Consider the following 16,634-nt stretch of genomic DNA (forward strand, 5'->3'; position numbering starts at 1 on the left):
AACTCATGATTACGCCTCCCCAACAGTTAAGATAGGACCATCTACGCTGTATTCTGGTACTGGTAAGTTAGTCGGAGCAGGAACACCACTGTAAACACGGCCAGCTAGGTCGTATTTTGAGCCATGGCAAGGGCAGAAGAATCCGCCGAACCAGCTATTACCACCTAAATCAGCAGCACCTACTTCTGGACGGTAGTTAGGGGCACACCCTAGATGGGTACAAACACCTTCCACAACTAAAACGCTAGGCTCACGTGAGCGAGTAGCGTTCTTGGCATATTCAGGCTGTACTGAAGCATCCGAATTGGGATCACTTAGCTGAGGAGTTACCTTCTCTAAGTTAGCCACCATCTCTTCGGTACGCTTAACGACAAAAATTGGCTTACCGCGATATTTAACCACAATCATTTGGCCATCTTCGATAGCACTAATGTCTTGTGTAACGGCAGCACCTGCAGCTTCGGCCTTCGCACTTGGATACCAAGAGCGCACGAATGGTGTGGCCACCGAAGCAACCCCAACTGCGCCTATAGCAGCAGTTGAAGCGATCAGAACTCTACGGCGTTTTATGTTGACGCCTTCGGCATGGCTCATTAAAAACTTCCTCCAGATAAAAGTCATGAAAAGACGAGGCTTAGTATATAAGGTACTCGCTACTTTTCATACTGGTATGTAAAACCCAATGCAATAAGAAGACAATAACGTTTAATTCCATAATGCTATTTGTCATTAATAATAAATGTTGGGTTACATTGGCTTTGCCTAATATTACTAATTGTGTCTATTCTAAGCTATTTTAGTAATAAAATAAATTCGCATCTGTAAAAATAAAAAAACCCTTGAGTCAACAAGGGTTTTTTTAATATTAAATAAGCAAATACAACACTGCCTATCAAATAAATTAACGCTTAGAGAATTGAGGACGTTTACGCGCTTTGCGTAGACCCAATTTCTTACGTTCAACTTGACGTGAGTCACGAGTAACGAAACCAGCTTCTTTAAGAGCAGGCTTAAGAGTTTCGTCAGACTCGATTAGCGCGCGAGTGATACCATGACGGATAGCACCGGCTTGACCATTGATACCACCACCTTTAACAGTAGCGTAGATATCATATGACTCAGCTGAATCAAGTAATTCTAGTGGCTGACGAACAACCATGCGTGAAGTTTCACGACCGAAGTATTCATCAAGTGGTTTGCCGTTGATAACGATATTACCAGTACCTTTTGATAAAAAGACACGGGCAGTTGACGTTTTACGACGACCAGTTCCGTAATTGCGTTCCATAACTTACTCCTGATTATGCGATTAGATGTCTAGTTCTTTAGGCTGCTGGGCGGCATGTGGATGCTCAGTACCAGCGTATAGCTTCAACTTCTTAATGGTAGCATAACCAAGAGGGCCTTTAGGTAACATACCTTTTACGGCTTTCAAAAGAACTTCTTCTGGCTTATGAGCGATTAACTTAGTGAAGTTAGTCTCTTTGATACCGCCAGGGTAGCCACTGTGACGATAGTATTTTTTGTCTTGGGCTTTCTTACCAGTTACAGCAATCTTGTCTGCATTGATAACAACGATATAATCGCCAGTATCTACGTGCGGAGTGAAAGATGGCTTATGCTTACCGCGAAGGCGATGAGCGATTTGAGTGGCAAGGCGACCTAAAGTTTTACCTTCAGCATCGACGATATACCAATCGTGAGTAACCTCAGCGGGCTTTGCACTTTGTGTTTTCATGATTAAACCTTAAGTTATCAAGTGAAGCAGTTATCTGTGAAACAGCTAAACTGCTTCACTGTCGTTGAGAGTGTTGGGGGAAACGGGGCTCTCAAAAAACAGACGCACATTGTAGTCATTGGCTACAAAAAAAGCAATATAAGATTGTAAATAGAAGGCTTTATTTCTCTAAAAGCTACTTTAGCCAAGCTAAAAACTTATTGATTGCACAAATTATAGTCTATTTTGAGGGCCACAAGCGATATATTTCCTGAATAGGGCGGTTAGATTTGCTCTATTTGAATCAGACTTGCAAAAACTTGACCCATCTTAGTTTGTTTTAACACATTATAGTTATAGGGCAGCTGCGCAAGAGTTTGAGTTAATTCTCTCTTATCTTCTATATAGAACAAAGTTTGGGAGTTAACCAGTTGATGCCCGATTAGTAAATCTAGCATAGGTACCCAGAGGTCAAGATCATAAGGAGGGTCCACATAGACGATATGATAGCAAAGTTTATCGGTAGGGGAGTTTGCTGCCCCTTTATCAGAACTGCTGTCAGCATTGCTATCAGAATTATTATCAGAGCTGTGCAGGTTACTAATAGGTTTTAGTCTGGGCAGTGTGGAAATTAGCTCTAAGGCATTCCCTAAGGATACTCGAAAGCTATCGTTTGGTAATTTAAGTTTTTCTGCCGTTTGCGAGATGAGACTGGCTTGATTTGGCTGAAGCTCAATAAAGTCGACCCAACTTGCTCCACGCGATAAAGCTTCAAAGCCTAAGGCGCCACTCCCGGCACAGAGGTCTAACACATGGGCGTCATGAAGATCAAACTGGATCCAGTTAAACAGAGTCTCTCTTAACCGATCAGGGCTAGGTCGTAAGCCGTCAGCATCTATAAAGGGGACTAATTGACGGCGAAACTGACCCCCAATGATGCGAACTTGACCGGTTGCTTTAGCGTTGCTTCTAGTAGCAGCCTGACGAGAGCCAGCAGGCTTTTTTGTAGAGTATCTTGCTTCAGCAGCTCTATGTGGACGGTTTCGTTTGGCGTTCATTGCCTTGACCTTTAAATACAGTTTTCACGTGCTTTTAGACACGTTTTGATTTCATTAAAGTCTTATGTCTATATGCTTTAAGAGCTTTGAGTGACATAAGTCAGTGTTTAGGGGCTAAGTGGTTGGTTTTGTTTCAGGCTTATTGGCCTCAGCTTGTTTTGCCTTTTCTTCTAAAGCTTCTTTTGCTTCACGCTCAGCGTCTAACTGCGCCTTGGCTGCTGCTTTCTCTGCTCTGATGATCTCTAACTCCTCTGCACTAGGAGGATTAATAGGGTCATTGGGTCGACGCAGCATCCAGTAATCAAATAAAGCTCGTCCAATAGGAGCCGCTGTTGAGCTACCGCCACCGCCGTTTTCTACTAAGACAGCGACCGCAATTTGTGGATCCTCAACGGGAGCAAAGCCTGTAAACCAAGCATGGTCCCAGTGACGCTTATCTAAGGCTGCTTTATTATAGCTTTTACCTTGAGCAATAGATTTAACCTGGGCAGTCCCGGTTTTACCAGCAATCCGGTAGCGGTTGGTATAGATGCCTCTACCGGTCCCTCGTTTAATGGTTTCTTCCATAGCATCACGCATCTTTAACCAGTCAGCCTCAGTCCCATTAAAATCAATCGTACCAGTAGGTCTATCGATAGGATGCACTTCCGCTGCGCCTTCTGAGCGTTTCAACATATGGGGGGTTAGCTTTTTGCCGAGGTTGGCTGTCATGGCTGTAGCATTGGCTACTTGTAAAGGGGTGGCTAAGAAGTAGCCTTGACCAATACTGACTGAGATGGTCTCACCAGGGAGCCAAGCTTTGTCATAAGTATCCATTTTCCATTGGGGTGACGGCATTACCCCTGCTTTCTCATTGGGTAAGTCAATTCCTGTAGGGCTACCAAATCCGAAACGAACCATCCAATCATGTAAGCGTTGGATACCCATTTGATACGACAGCTTATAATAGTAGGTATCGACCGACATCACGATGGATTTGGTAAGGTTAACTGTACCATGGCCGCCTTTTTTCCAGTCACGGAAGCGGTGGCTATCTCCTGGTAAAGTAAAGTAGCCTGGATCATAAATGGTATCATTCCAGCCCATTAGCCCATAATGAATCACACCCAGTCCTTCAAAGGGTTTAATGGTAGATGCAGGAGGATACATACCTTGCAAAGCCCGGTTATAAAGAGGCTGATCAGGATCGTCGCGTAGGGCGCCATAATCCTTGAACGAGATACCTGAAATAAAAGGGTTGGGATCAAAACTTGGGTTACTTACAAACGCCAGTACATCGCCGTTTTGGGGGTCAATAGCAACAATAGCTCCTCTACGACCATTTAGCTGATCTTGGGCTACTTTTTGCAGTCCATAATCTAAGCTAAGGTAGATGTCATTACCAGGCACAGGCGGTGTGTTGTCCAGCTTACGTAAAATATCACCATGAACGTTGGTTTCTACCGCTTGGTGGCCTGCTTTACCTAACAATAAGTCCTCATAGTATTTTTCGATACCAATTTTGCCAATGAGGTCTGTCCCCGCATAACGCTCTTTATCAATTTCTTTAGATTCTTTGTCATTAATACGGCCCACATAGCCAATCACATGAGCAAATAATTCGTCATGAGGATAGCTGCGAGTGAGCTTACTTTGAATGCTTACCCCTTTAAAAAAAGGCTTTCGCTCACTAAATTGAGCCATCTGTTGATCATTAATGCCAATTTTAATGGTGACGGGATCATTTTTACTTTGTTCTATACGAGCCAAAATATCGGTAACCTCTTCATCCGTTAGATCGAAAATGGGCATCAACAACTCAAGGGTGCGTTTTGGATCTTGCACCTCATCAGGGCTAAGCATGGCCGTAAATACCGGTTTGTTATCCGCCAATAAATGACCGTTTCTATCGTAAATGTAGCCGCGAGAAGGAGGGTCTGAGATTAGCTTAACCCGGTTATTCTCAGCTTGAGTGGTATATTTTTCGTGAGAATATACTTGTAAATACCAATAGCGAGCCATTAGTCCTGAGAGACCTAAGAATATAAATAGCGCAGCAAATAAAATGCGGTTTAAAAAACTGCGATTTTCTTGGCGAGTATCTGAAGAGAGGGGTTGTTTCATTAAATTTATATACTTAGCAGGATGAAAAAGGAAATAGAGCTTGAAGGGGAGGTGGTTAATCAAAGTAACCAGTGGCAGCAATTATATCATAACAAATCAAAGCTCATTCTATTGCTCAATGATTTTTAGTGCAGGGAAAACTGTTGCAGTTTGGGTTCATATCACGCTATTATCAGGACTCACTAGGACGGGTGAGTTGATTTAAGTAAATCTATAGCTTGTGTGTTAGAATTTTGCACACTGACATTACAATAACATGGAAATAGGTTCCTTTAACCTAAGTATAAGTGATATATCCAACATGTTTTCTTCTATCTGGCAAGTCTTAAGCGCGCATCCTGAATTTTTTGCAATGTTAACCATTCCATTTGTAACGGCATTCGTTACGTGGGCGCACGTTTGGATGGCTTTGAAAATGTTGTTTTACCCTATTAAATTTTGGGGTATAAAAATTCCAAACTTGCCTTATGACTGGCAGGGTATTGGCTGGCAAGGTATTGTGCCGCGCAAAGCCGGGAAAATATCGGGTGTTATTGTTGATCAAACCTTATCAAAGCTTGGGTCACTTGATGAGTTCTTCAAGGCGATGGAGCCTGAAGAGATGGCCGACTTTATTACTAAAACCGTCGATGCCAATCTTGAGCACCTTATTGACGAGATTATGAATGAGCGCTCCGCTTCGTTGTGGAGTAACTTACCTTACGCTGTAAAGCGCCGTATTTATAGTTATGCCCATGAGCAGCTGCCTTCTATTATGCGCGAGCTGGTGGTTGATCTGACCTATAATGTCGAAGAATTAGTCGATATGCGCCAAATGATCGTGCGCACCATGGAAAATGACCGTCGTTTAATGGTCAATATGTTCTTAAAGGTAGGTCAAAAAGAAATCAACTTCATTTGGCACATTAGTGCGCTGATTGGGTTTATCTTTGGTATCGTGCAAATGTTTATTTATTTGCTGGTGCCTCAACACTGGACGGTTCCTTTCTTTGCAGCGATTTGGGGTTTTTTAACCAACTGGATTGCCATTTGGATGGTGTTTAACCCAGTTGATCCCAAGCCTATCAAATATATTCGTTTATTTAAGCGGGTAAAAGGTTTCCCCTTTATTGTGCCCGTGTTACCTCGAATAGACACCTATTACTGGCAAGGGGGCTTTATGAAGCGTCAGCCAGAAGTTTCTGAAGTCTTTGCTGCTATCGTGGTAGAAGAGCTGGTGACGTTAGAGAACATCATGAATGAAATGATGTATGGGCCAAAAGCGGCAGAAACCCGTAATCTAATGAAAAATCACTTGTATGGTATCCTAGAGTCTCCAGTGGTTAGCACCACTTTAAGATTAGGCTTAGGCAGACGTGAATTTGGTCAGTTGAAAAATACCATTATTGATAAATCAATTGATGCCACCATGGTGCCTATCCGTGATCCTGAGTTGAATAAAAGTCGAGCCGAGAAGATTTATGGCTTATTCTGTGAGCGTATTAAGGCACTGACTTCGCACGAGTTCCAAAACTTATTACGTCCCGCCTTTAGAGAAGATGAAACGACCTTGATTATCCTAGGCGGAGTCACCGGTTTCTTAGCAGGTTGGTTGCATTTAATTTTAGTATTTTTCCCAGTGAGCGGATAAAGTGCTAAAATATGTGCTTAGCTGAAGCTATCTATATGGCCATCGACACTATACAATATAACTATATATAAAATATTATAGGGATATATCAACTGTGATGTGCAAATAAAGGTAAAGCCACTCTATAGTTTGAGTGGCTTTGTTCGTCAAGAGATAGTAGAAAAACCTTAATAGACAATAAATAGCATCTAATCAAAGTAAGCTTGAGTCGTAAGCAGTAATAAGGTTACAGCCCTTTTGTTTTGGCCTTCTATTTTTTGAAGGGTCTGTTTTTGACAATGAATCAACACAGTAAAATTAAAGAATGATTTATCTAGCACCCACGGTAAGGTAAACATTTGATTTGAGTTTAGATCCTGTTATTTAACAAAATAGGTTTTAATAAATATTTATACGCTTACTAGAATAGGGGTTGTCTTTAATAACTCCTACCAAGCTTAAGCAACAGCATAGTAGTATTAGGGCGAGCGAATATGGTAATTACTGAGCTAGGATATTTTGCATTAGTTGCATCAATGATTTTGGCTTTATTGCAAGTGGTGCTGCCTACCATTGGTATTGCACGAAATCAGAGTCATTTGCAACGTTTGGCACCAAGTTTGGCTTGGTCACAATTCGTCGCAGTGTTGATATCTTTCTTAACACTTATGGCTGGCTTCTTCTATAACGACTTTACCTTAGTCTATGTGGCTCAGCATTCAAACTCGTTATTGCCTTGGTTCTATAAGTTATCAGCAACTTGGGGTGGTCACGAAGGCTCTTTACTATTATGGGTAACCATTTTAGCGGGCTGGTCGGCCATGGTGGCTTGGTTTAGCCGAGGCTTACCGCTGAATATGCGGGCCAGAGTATTGGTGATTTTAGGCGCTGTGCAGTTAATGATGCTGGCCATGCTTATTTTCACCTCATCGCCTTTCGAAAGAACCCTGCCTAATGTGCCTGTGGATGGGGCAGACTTAAACCCACTATTACAAGACCCCGGTCTAATTTTCCACCCTCCTATGCTGTACATGGGTTATGTCGGCATGGCGATTCCTTTTGCCTTTTGTATGGCCGCATTATGGGCCGGACGACTCGATGCAGTATGGACTCGATGGTCTCGCCCTTGGGCATTAGCTGCTTGGGGCTTCTTAACTTTAGGGATCGCTCTAGGCTCATGGTGGGCATATTATGAGTTAGGCTGGGGCGGTTGGTGGTTCTGGGATCCAGTAGAAAACGCTTCATTGATGCCTTGGCTGGCTTGTACCGCATTAATTCACTCATTGGCAGTAACTGAGAAGCGCGGTGTGTTCAAAGCATGGACCATTATGCTGTCTATCTTTGCCTTCGCTTTAAGCTTATTAGGCACTTTCTTAGTGCGCTCAGGGGTGATTACTTCTGTTCACTCTTTTGCGGCAGACCCGACTCGTGGTCTGGCTATCTTAGCTATTCTAGGTGTGGTTATTGGCTCAGGTCTCATTGTCTTTGCGTTACGTGGTTGGCGTTTAACCGTTGAAAGTAACTATGGTTTAAAGTCGCGTGAGACGCTACTGGTTATTAATAACATCGTAATATTAGTGGCCACTTTGGTGGTGCTACTAGGCACGCTGTATCCTATTATTGCTGACTTCTTTAATTTAGGTCAGGTATCGGTAGGCCCTCCGTATTTTAATGCGCTATTTGTGCCCTTAACTTGGTTGCTATTATTAACTATGGGTATGGGCTCTAATTTGCGCTGGAAACAGGACAAGCGTCCGTTGTTAGGCGTCACACTTACCATTTTAATCAGCAGTGCGTTACTAGCAGCGATCGCTACGTACTTATTTACCCAAAGTTTAAATCTACAGATTGTCGTTACCAGCTTACTGTGTCTATGGGTTCTGGGATGGATAATCTATGATATTAAAGATAAGACCAAGAACTCAGCCAGCCTTGGCTTAGGCATTAAGCGTTTAAAAGCTCATTATTGGGGCATGCAACTGGCTCATATTGGGGTGCTTATTGTTTCGCTAGGTATTGGGGTAACGAGTGCGTTAAGTGTCGAGAAAGACGTAGCAATGACCGTGGGAGATACGGTTGAAATCAAAGATTATGATTTCACTTTGGTTGACTTCGATGAGGTGCGCGGTAAAAACTATGATGCCATTCAGGCTGAGATTAAGGTAGAAAAAGACGGTAAGTTTGTCACTACTCTATATCCACAAAAACGTAATTATGTGGTGAGCAGTATGCCAATGACCGAAGCTGGGATTCAAACTACTTTCTTCCGAGATCTATATGTCGCTTTGGGTGAGCCCATCGATGAAAATGATTCTAATGGGAACTGGGCGGTACGTATTTATGTTAAGCCGATGATTGCTTGGCTATGGACTGGTGCTATCGTTATGGCATTAGGGGCGCTTATCAGCATGCTAGATCGCCGCTATCGTCTAAAAAAATCTGCATAGATTTTATTTCCGGTAATCATTAGTGAAAGGCGATTATCGGTAAGAGCGGTAAAGAATAACGGTAAATAACTGATGCAAAATTTGTATTAAGGATATGGTAAATGTCTGACCCATTGATGAGTAAATCACAGTTTAAGGTTTGGTTTTTAATTCCTCTGATTGTTTTCTTAGGTCTTATCGTTATGTTCTTTGCCCGATTAGGTAAGGACACTAACGTGGTATTTGATAATGCATTAAACCGACCAGTGCCAGAGTTCAATTTACCTTTATTGTCTGACCCTGACACCAAGGTAACCAATGCTGATTTACCAAAAACCCCTTTCATCATTAACGTTTGGGGCTCTTGGTGTCCTACTTGTTACGAAGAACATCCTTTCTTTATGGAGCTGCACCAACAGCAGGTGCCGATAGTCGGGGTTAACTACAAAGATGAGCTGGATAAGGCTCAAGAATACCTCACAAATGGCGGTGACCCCTATGTATTTAGCTTCAGAGATTTTGATGGTAGTTTTGCCATTGATTTAGGGTTAACTGGTGCCCCTGAAAGCTTTATCGTTGATACTCAAGGTAATATTCGTCAACATATTGTCGGTGAAATTAGTGCCGAAAATTGGCAGTCTAGGATTAAGCCTTGTATGGACTTATTGACAGAGATGGGTCAAAAACAAGCAGCACTAGATACTCCAGAGATCACTAAGCAGATTGCTGAGGTGTGTAAATGATTACTATAAAGGCCACAGCCCTAACCAAGCGTCTCATTGCTTTATTTAAAGTGTTGGCTTTGGTGCTTACCTTAGGCTCAGTGAGCAGCTTATCAAATGCTGCTATTGAGGTATTTGAGTTTGATAACCCAAGACAAGAAGCACAGTACCAAGCTTTGATTGAAGAGTTTCGTTGTCCAAAGTGTCAAAACCAAAACTTAGCAGGATCAGATTCTGTTATCTCTCAAGATCTAAAAAGAAAAACTTATGAAATGGTTATGGCAGGGCAGTCCGATGCTCAGATACGCGAGTATATGTATGAGCGTTATGGAGACTTCATCAGTTATAAGCCACCGGTACGGCCTTCGACCTGGATTTTGTGGTACTTCCCACCCGTGATTTTATTATTATTAATAGCAGGCTGGCTGATGCGTACTAAAAAAGCCAATAATAAAAAACAGGTCAGTAGCGTACCAGGCGGTGCTCAAGCTATTGACTTAGATAAGGTCGGGTCAAATTTAAGTGATGAAGAAGCCCAAAAACTTAAAGCATTACTTAAAGAGCATAGTAACGACAATATAAGCGATAAGAAATAATTAATCGCTAATACTTGTGTATCTAAGACTAATGTTTACCCAAGATTAATGTTTACCCAAGACTAAAGTTAAGCAGTGCATTTTGCTGTCACCACCATTGCGGTTTATATCTCAACTTGTAAGGAGTTAAATCATGCCAACGTTAGTGATTTTTGTCGCGCTGGCAATTTTATTGGCAATCATATTAGCAATTATAGTGCTTATGCCATGGCTGCGGGTGGATAGATCTGCTCAAAACGATCAGCTGATAGCGCTTAATGTTGAGGTATTTAAAGAGCGACTGGAAGAGCTAAAAGCTGACTTTAATGCCGGAGCAATGACAGAGTCTGAGTTTAAGACTCAGAAGACAGAGCTTGAGCGTCAGCTATTATTAGCCAGTGATGATAAGAATAGTGTGGTGTTAAATGACGGGCTTAAAGAAGAGAGCTTTAGCAGTGAGCAGCTGCTAAAAGCAAAGCGTGAGCAACAATTTACACGAAGTAGCAAAGCACGTTTAACACTGCTAATTTGTGTGCCTATCCTAATGATACTGGGCTATTTCCTCGCAGGCGATAGATCGCCGGTGGTCAACTTATGGCAGGCACAGGATAAAGTAGGTCAAGTAGCCGACGATCTATTGACGGGTAAGATTGATGCGCCGCCAGAATGGGCTACTGAAGACTCAGTGGGCCTAATGGGTGCCATTCAAACCAACGTCCATCATCATGCTCACGACCCTATGCGCTGGATGAGATTGGCAGATATATTATTGGCTTTCGAGGCCAATGAACAGGCCATGGAAGCTCAGGCTCGCGCGTATCGCTTGGCGCCTGAAGATGAAAACATTGCTGTCAGCTATGCTCAAACTAACTTCTTCACTAGCGGAGGTATGTTAGATGCTAGTAGTCGAAAAGCGTTAGAAGGGGTACTACAAAAGAATCCGGAGCATCAAGGGGCTCAAATGTTGATGGCAATGGGAGAAGCCCGTTCAGGTAACTATCAGCAAGCACAGGCCTGGGTAGAAAGATTGAAAGCAGGCATTATGGCAAGAGAGGGTGATCACAGTGAGGCGCTAAATAGCCTGGATGAGCTGAGTCGCAATATCGCTCAACAGCAGCAAGCAAGTCTTTCTGCAGCCAATAATGGCACGGCTGCCGCGTCAACCCAGACAGTGGCGGTAACCGTCACCCTGAATCCCAGCTTGACTCCATTATTAGCACCTTCGGACATCTTGTTTGTAACGATTCAGCAAGCCTCAGGTGGCGCTCCGCTAGCAGTAAAACGTCTACCAGCTTCAGAGTTGGCAAATGCAGCGAATGGCTTTAATATTAAGCTAAGTGATGAAGATGCTATGATGCCGACACAAACCTTGTCAAAAGCGATGCAACAAGGCAAGCAGTTAGTGTTGAAAGCTAGAGTAAGTAAATCGGGACAAGCGATGCAAGAAGCAGGTGATTTGGCTGCTAATGATTTACCGCTTAACTATCAGGATAATACTGAAGGTGAGCTGAAAGTAACTACTGAAATTAATAAACAGCTTCCTTAGTTAATTGACAGCGAAGATTTAAGTTTTGTTTGACTACTAAGTTTTAATTATAGCGGTATTTATTATTAAAATAGCTTGAGCTTTTTTTCATCTCAAGGTAAGGTATTTATGCTTAATATAACAGTCAAACAAGACTTGTCTGAGGCGTCATTAGTTGTAGCCACCTAATGAATCAACCCTATTCAGGGCTAGGGCTTGTGGTTACCATTATATTGTTATTTAAGACATATTGTTATTTAAGACGCTTTTTTTTAAGATGATTTTTCATCGACACAATTCAAGAGGATTACCACTATGATGCGTATTATTTTGCTAGGGCCTCCAGGGGCAGGTAAAGGGACCCAAGCACAGTTCATCTCTAAAGAATACGATATTCCACAAATTTCAACCGGCGATATGCTACGTGCTGCTATTAAAGAAGGAACAGAGCTAGGCAAAAAAGCTGAAGGCATCATGAAGTCAGGTGGTTTAGTCTCTGATGATCTAATCATCAATTTAGTAAAAGAACGTATTGAGAAACCTGACTGTGCAAACGGTTGTATCTTCGATGGTTTCCCACGCACTATCCCTCAAGCAGAAGCTTTGATTGAAGCTGGCGTTGATATCGACCATGTGGTAGAAATTAGTGTCCCAGATGACGAAATCGTTTCTCGTTTATCTGGTCGTCGTCAGCATCCAGGTTCTGGCCGTGTTTATCACCTAAAATACAACCCACCTAAGCAAGAAGGCTTAGATGACGTTACTGGTGAAGCGCTAATCCAACGTGATGATGACAAAGAAGAAACGGTTCGTGATCGTCTGGCCACTTACCATGAGCAAACCTCTACTTTGGTTGGTTTCTATCAGAATAAAGCCAAAGAAGATGCTAATGCGCCTAAGTATCATCAGTTTGATGGCACCAAAGATATCGAAGTGGTTAAGCAAAATATCCTTAGCGCACTTAAAGGCTAATTTGATTTTATAACTAAATCAGAAGCTGAATTGAAGATTTAGTATATAAGTCACTAAAAAGCCCCTTAATCTAATAGATTAAGGGGCTTTTTTATTGGTCATGAAAAAAGCCACTATAAGTAACTTATAGTGGCTTTAGTGAGATTAGTTATATAACTGATAACCGATCAATCATAGAAGGATTAAGCGTTGCCTTCAGCGTCAGCAACTTGCTGTTGACTCTGAGCATAGGCTTGGTCAAAGTTAACAGGGGCTAACAATAATTGTGGGAAGCTACCGCGGGTTACGATATCACTGATCACTTCACGAGCATATGGGAACAAGATATTAGGGCAGTAAGCACCTAAAATTTGACCAATTTGATCTTCTGGAATGTCTTTGATTAAGAAGATACCAGCTTGATGAACTTCAGCGATAAAGGCTGCTGAACCTGCGTTTTGTGCATTTACAGTAACAGTTAAAACCACTTGATAATGATCTTCATCTAAGGGTTCTGCATTGGTAGCTAGATTAATGTCTAGCTCTGGTTGCCATTCTTTAGTAAATACTTCTGCACCTGCTACCTCAAGTGACATGTCTTTTACATAAATACGCTCAAGGGCTAGTTGAGGTTGTGCTTGTTGTTCAGCCATGAAAAATGTCCTTTTTTAAATTAGATTTTATGATTATAAAATTATAAAGCATACCCAATGCATAAATATTAAGCATTTAGCATTTCATCAAGTTTACCACTTTCATTCAAGGCGTTTAGTTGATCAAAGCCACCGATGAAAGTTTCGCCGATAAAGATTTGTGGCACAGTTCTGTAGTTGTTGGTCTTCTTCATTAAAGCCATACGCTCATCAGAACTCATATCATGCATACCAATTTCTTTATACTCAATGCGTTTTGATTTCAAAAGTTGTTTGGCGTTTGAGCAATAAGGGCAAATAGGGGTTGTATATACAGTAACAGGAGCAGTCATGAACAATCCTTTTAGTTTTATAAAATATTTACGGGTGTGGCCTTTAATATTAATTGTACCAAAACACCGTTCCTTATAATTAAGGGTTTATCTGACATTTTGTACCAGATATATTACTTAATGTGTGCAAGGTATCGTAGGGTAACTGCAGTCTATAAACAATCGCTGCTTTAAGGTAAAAATCAAAATAATAACATTAAGGCCATACTAAACTGTATAAACAGGGACGACCTTATTTTTGTTATTTATTTAGCTTTTACTTTGGCTTTTCCATCCACAGTTTTTGATTTTTTTACTGTGCCGCCAACCAGTGGCATGCCTGCTGCTTGCCAGCCACCAATACCGCCGTCAAGACGAAATACGTTTGGTTTGCCAATCATTTGAACCGCAGCCCCTGCTTGAATACCCATATCACAAACTACCACAACTGGAGCTTCAATGGCTCTGATCTCTTCTAAGCGGTCTTTTAATTGGGTGAAAGGGATATTGCGGCTACCCTGGATATAACCTGTCTCAAACTTTTTCTTAGCACGAATATCAATAATTTGTGCATTTTGAGAGTTAACTAAGGTACCTAAAGTATTGGGCGAAATCTTTTTACCACTGCGTTTGTTTTCCACCGTGAAAAATAAAAAGATAAGGACAGCTAGAGTACCAAATAAAAAAGGGTGGTTCCCCATAAATTCAAGCCAACGATCTAGTGACAAAACACTTCTCCAGTAAAATTTTTATGGCAATTATTATAACGTGATAAGCGTTAGAATGCATTAACGACAATAGAGAATTGCTAACTTAACGGTTAGAATTCTCTATTTAAAGTATTTGAGTCAATATCTAATAAGTGGGGGTGTCTGCCTCTGCTTGCAAGGTCACTAAGCTTTCGACCCGGCGCTGCATGACCTTACCTTCTGCTACCGCTTCCCACAGCGCACAGCCTTTACTATTGTGGGTATGTTTGCAGTCTCTAAACTGACAGTCACCAGCCAAAGGATATAATTCAACGAAGCCTGCAATAATATCATCCGGAGTTAAGTGCCAAATGCCGTATTCACGAATACCTGGGGTATCGACAATACCGCCTTGAGTAAGGTCTTCAGGATTAAAAGGCAATAAGCGACTGGTGGTAGTGGTGTGCTGACCTAGCTTGGAGTTGGTAGAGATGACATTAACGCTTTGATCAGAGTTGGGCAGTAAGGCGTTAACTAAGGTGCTTTTACCCACCCCTGATTGACCAGCAAAGATCACCAGCTTATCTTTAATTTGTTGCTGTAAATCAGTAAGGCCCAGTTCAGCCTGCTGCTGTAATGGCTCAATGTCTGTCAGCTTAGTCTTATCTGCAACTTTTTTACTACTGGCCTGTGAGGGATTGAGTAAAATATTTTCAGGGCAGGGGGCTGCGGTTAGCACAGTCTCATAGCCCAAGCTTTCATATTCGCTAAGTAAGTTCTTAGTGAAAGCGTAGTCTTCAATTGCCAATAGATCGGCCTTATTTAGCACCAACAGAGGCTTAACATCGGCATGATGACAAACCACCAAATAACGGTCTATAAGATTAGGAGCAGCAGCAGGCAGCGGGGCAAAAACAATGGCTAAAATGTCTACATTGGCGGCCACTGGCTTAAGCTTATGGTAACGGTCTGGGCGCGAGACTAAAGAGGTACGTGGTTGAACCGATTCAATACGGCCAAAGCCCGTATTAGGGTCAGCGACCCAGCGAACCTTGTCTCCCGTTGCTAACATAGGTAAGTTGGTACGGACATGACAGCGCCAAATATCACCTAACTCGATGGCCTGCCAAAAAGGTTCAGGCTCACCTTCTTCCACGACAGGCGGGTTTGGAATAATGGCCGGTAATGAGGTGACTTGAACCTCTAGCTGTTTGCCATAATGAGCCATAACCACACCATCCATCAAGCTACCATCAATTGAGTCTTGTTGCTGAGCTTGTTGTTTATCAATGCGTCGAAGTTGTTGCTTGGTTAGCTTACGTTGTCTTATCAAAGCCATAAATTCAAGTTACCTATAATATTGCAGTGTGCTTAAGTAAGCGCGAGGGTTACTAAAAACAGTGACAGTGAGTATCAGAGTGTCTAGGATATAGTTTATTGGGCGTTGGTACAATAAATTCAAAGTTTAAGTGTTATAGTGCGTGAATAGTTAAGGAGCCAGAGGCTAAATTTGGTAACATAGTCAGATTGAGTCTTCTAGCTATTTGTAGACCCTAATAAAGGACTTAGCTCCCTATAATTAACTCTATTTTTAATCTATTTTTGTGAACTAAAAGTGTCTAGGAAATGTTATGAGCGATCATCCCAATAAAATTAAAATTAAAAACCAAGGTAAAAAAGGTCTTATCTGGATTGATTTGGAAATGACTGGTTTAGATACCATGAATGACGATATCATTGAAATTGCAACCATCGTAACTGATGAAGACTTAAATGTACTGGCTGAAGGCCCAGTGTTTGCTATCAAGGTTTCTGATCAAAAGTTGAATGCCATGGATGAGTGGAACACCAAGCAGCATGGTCAATCGGGGTTGATTGATAGAGTGCGCCGTAGCACTGTGACGCTTGAGCAAGCCGAAAAAGAAACCATAGAATTTTTAAATAAATGGGTAGATGAAGGCAAATCTCCGATGTGTGGGAATTCAATTTGCCAGGACAGACGTTTTTTAGCGCGTCAGATGCCTCAATTGGAGCGCTTCTTCCATTACCGTAACCTAGATGTCTCTTCTATTAAAGAGCTATGCTACCGTTGGCGTCCTGATATTCTTAAAGGGGTAGAGAAGACCGGCAGTCATTTGGCTATGGATGATATTCGTGACTCGATTCGTGAGCTTAAGCACTACCGTCAGCATTTCTTTAAGTTATTAGACTAATCAAATGATATTAAAAGGATAGTCTTTAGGGAGTAATATCTCTTTTGTAAGCTAATATCTGGAGCTATCCAAACCGAGCCTT

General features: G+C 41.9%; 16 protein-coding genes. 7 read left to right on the plus strand and 9 right to left on the minus strand.

Going from position 1 to position 16,634, the window contains the following annotated elements; genetic code table 11:
* Positions 1-9 precede the first annotated feature (9 nt).
* The 5 genes from petA to mrdA all read right to left on the minus strand — a co-directional run bounded on the left by petA (position 10) and on the right by mrdA (position 4,878).
* A complete protein-coding gene (gene petA, locus B3S92_RS02585) occupies positions 10-594 on the minus strand; it encodes a ubiquinol-cytochrome c reductase iron-sulfur subunit (RefSeq protein WP_028859265.1) in 585 nt (194 codons plus the stop codon).
* Between the two features lie 307 nt (positions 595-901).
* The gene (gene rpsI / locus B3S92_RS02590) at positions 902-1,288 is read right to left on the minus strand and encodes a 30S ribosomal protein S9 (RefSeq protein WP_028859266.1); all 387 of its coding nucleotides are present in this window, start codon (positions 1,286-1,288) and stop codon (positions 902-904) included.
* A gap of 21 nt (positions 1,289-1,309) precedes the next feature.
* A complete protein-coding gene (gene rplM / locus B3S92_RS02595) occupies positions 1,310-1,738 on the minus strand; it encodes a 50S ribosomal protein L13 (protein ID WP_028859267.1) in 429 nt (142 codons plus the stop codon).
* Between the two features lie 263 nt (positions 1,739-2,001).
* Positions 2,002-2,775, minus strand: a complete 774-nt coding sequence (locus B3S92_RS02600; protein WP_296202430.1) for an RsmD family RNA methyltransferase — start codon at positions 2,773-2,775, stop codon at positions 2,002-2,004.
* Between the two features lie 114 nt (positions 2,776-2,889).
* On the minus strand, positions 2,890-4,878 hold the full coding sequence (gene mrdA / locus B3S92_RS02605; RefSeq protein ID WP_077450949.1) for a penicillin-binding protein 2: 1,989 nt from the start codon (positions 4,876-4,878) through the stop codon (positions 2,890-2,892).
* 301 nt (positions 4,879-5,179) lie between these two features.
* Between mrdA and B3S92_RS02610 the strand changes: the two genes are divergently transcribed.
* The 6 genes from B3S92_RS02610 to adk all read left to right on the plus strand — a co-directional run bounded on the left by B3S92_RS02610 (position 5,180) and on the right by adk (position 12,707).
* A complete protein-coding gene (locus tag B3S92_RS02610) occupies positions 5,180-6,508 on the plus strand; it encodes a DUF445 domain-containing protein (protein WP_296202432.1) in 1,329 nt (442 codons plus the stop codon).
* 473 nt (positions 6,509-6,981) lie between these two features.
* Positions 6,982-8,934: a heme lyase CcmF/NrfE family subunit gene (locus B3S92_RS02615; RefSeq protein WP_296202435.1), complete on the plus strand. Its 1,953-nt coding sequence runs from the start codon at positions 6,982-6,984 to the stop codon at positions 8,932-8,934.
* A 101-nt stretch (positions 8,935-9,035) separates the two neighbouring features.
* On the plus strand, positions 9,036-9,656 hold the full coding sequence (locus B3S92_RS02620; protein ID WP_296202437.1) for a DsbE family thiol:disulfide interchange protein: 621 nt from the start codon (positions 9,036-9,038) through the stop codon (positions 9,654-9,656).
* Complete coding sequence (locus tag B3S92_RS02625; RefSeq protein ID WP_296202440.1) at positions 9,653-10,231, plus strand: cytochrome c-type biogenesis protein; 579 nt, start codon at positions 9,653-9,655, stop codon at positions 10,229-10,231. Before B3S92_RS02620 ends, B3S92_RS02625 begins: the two co-directional genes overlap by 4 nt.
* A gap of 133 nt (positions 10,232-10,364) precedes the next feature.
* Positions 10,365-11,756 carry a c-type cytochrome biogenesis protein CcmI gene (gene ccmI, locus B3S92_RS02630; protein ID WP_296202442.1) on the plus strand — a complete coding sequence of 464 codons (1,392 nt, stop codon included), beginning with the start codon at positions 10,365-10,367 and terminating at the stop codon, positions 11,754-11,756.
* Positions 11,757-12,053: 297 nt separating this feature from the next.
* Complete coding sequence (gene adk / locus B3S92_RS02635) at positions 12,054-12,707, plus strand: adenylate kinase (RefSeq protein WP_296202633.1); 654 nt, start codon at positions 12,054-12,056, stop codon at positions 12,705-12,707.
* 182 nt (positions 12,708-12,889) lie between these two features.
* On the opposite strand, the gene secB is transcribed toward adk, so the two are convergent.
* From secB to rsgA, 4 genes are all read right to left on the minus strand, one after another.
* The gene (gene secB, locus B3S92_RS02640; RefSeq protein ID WP_077450942.1) at positions 12,890-13,339 is read right to left on the minus strand and encodes a protein-export chaperone SecB; all 450 of its coding nucleotides are present in this window, start codon (positions 13,337-13,339) and stop codon (positions 12,890-12,892) included.
* Positions 13,340-13,407: 68 nt separating this feature from the next.
* A complete protein-coding gene (gene grxC, locus B3S92_RS02645) occupies positions 13,408-13,671 on the minus strand; it encodes a glutaredoxin 3 (protein ID WP_077450941.1) in 264 nt (87 codons plus the stop codon).
* 245 nt (positions 13,672-13,916) lie between these two features.
* Entirely contained in the window at positions 13,917-14,351 is a 435-nt protein-coding gene (locus tag B3S92_RS02650) for a rhodanese-like domain-containing protein (RefSeq protein ID WP_296202635.1), read from the minus strand.
* Positions 14,352-14,505: 154 nt separating this feature from the next.
* Positions 14,506-15,678 (minus strand): ribosome small subunit-dependent GTPase A, encoded by a 1,173-nt coding sequence (gene rsgA, locus B3S92_RS02655; protein WP_296202449.1) that lies wholly within the window; start codon positions 15,676-15,678, stop codon positions 14,506-14,508.
* A 292-nt stretch (positions 15,679-15,970) separates the two neighbouring features.
* On the opposite strand from rsgA, the gene orn reads away from it, so the two are divergent.
* A complete protein-coding gene (gene orn, locus B3S92_RS02660) occupies positions 15,971-16,552 on the plus strand; it encodes an oligoribonuclease (RefSeq protein WP_296202452.1) in 582 nt (193 codons plus the stop codon).
* The last annotated feature ends 82 nt before the right edge of the window (positions 16,553-16,634 follow it).

Source organism: Psychrobacter sp. UBA3962, from assembly GCF_002385225.1.
Classification (GTDB): domain Bacteria; phylum Pseudomonadota; class Gammaproteobacteria; order Pseudomonadales; family Moraxellaceae; genus Psychrobacter.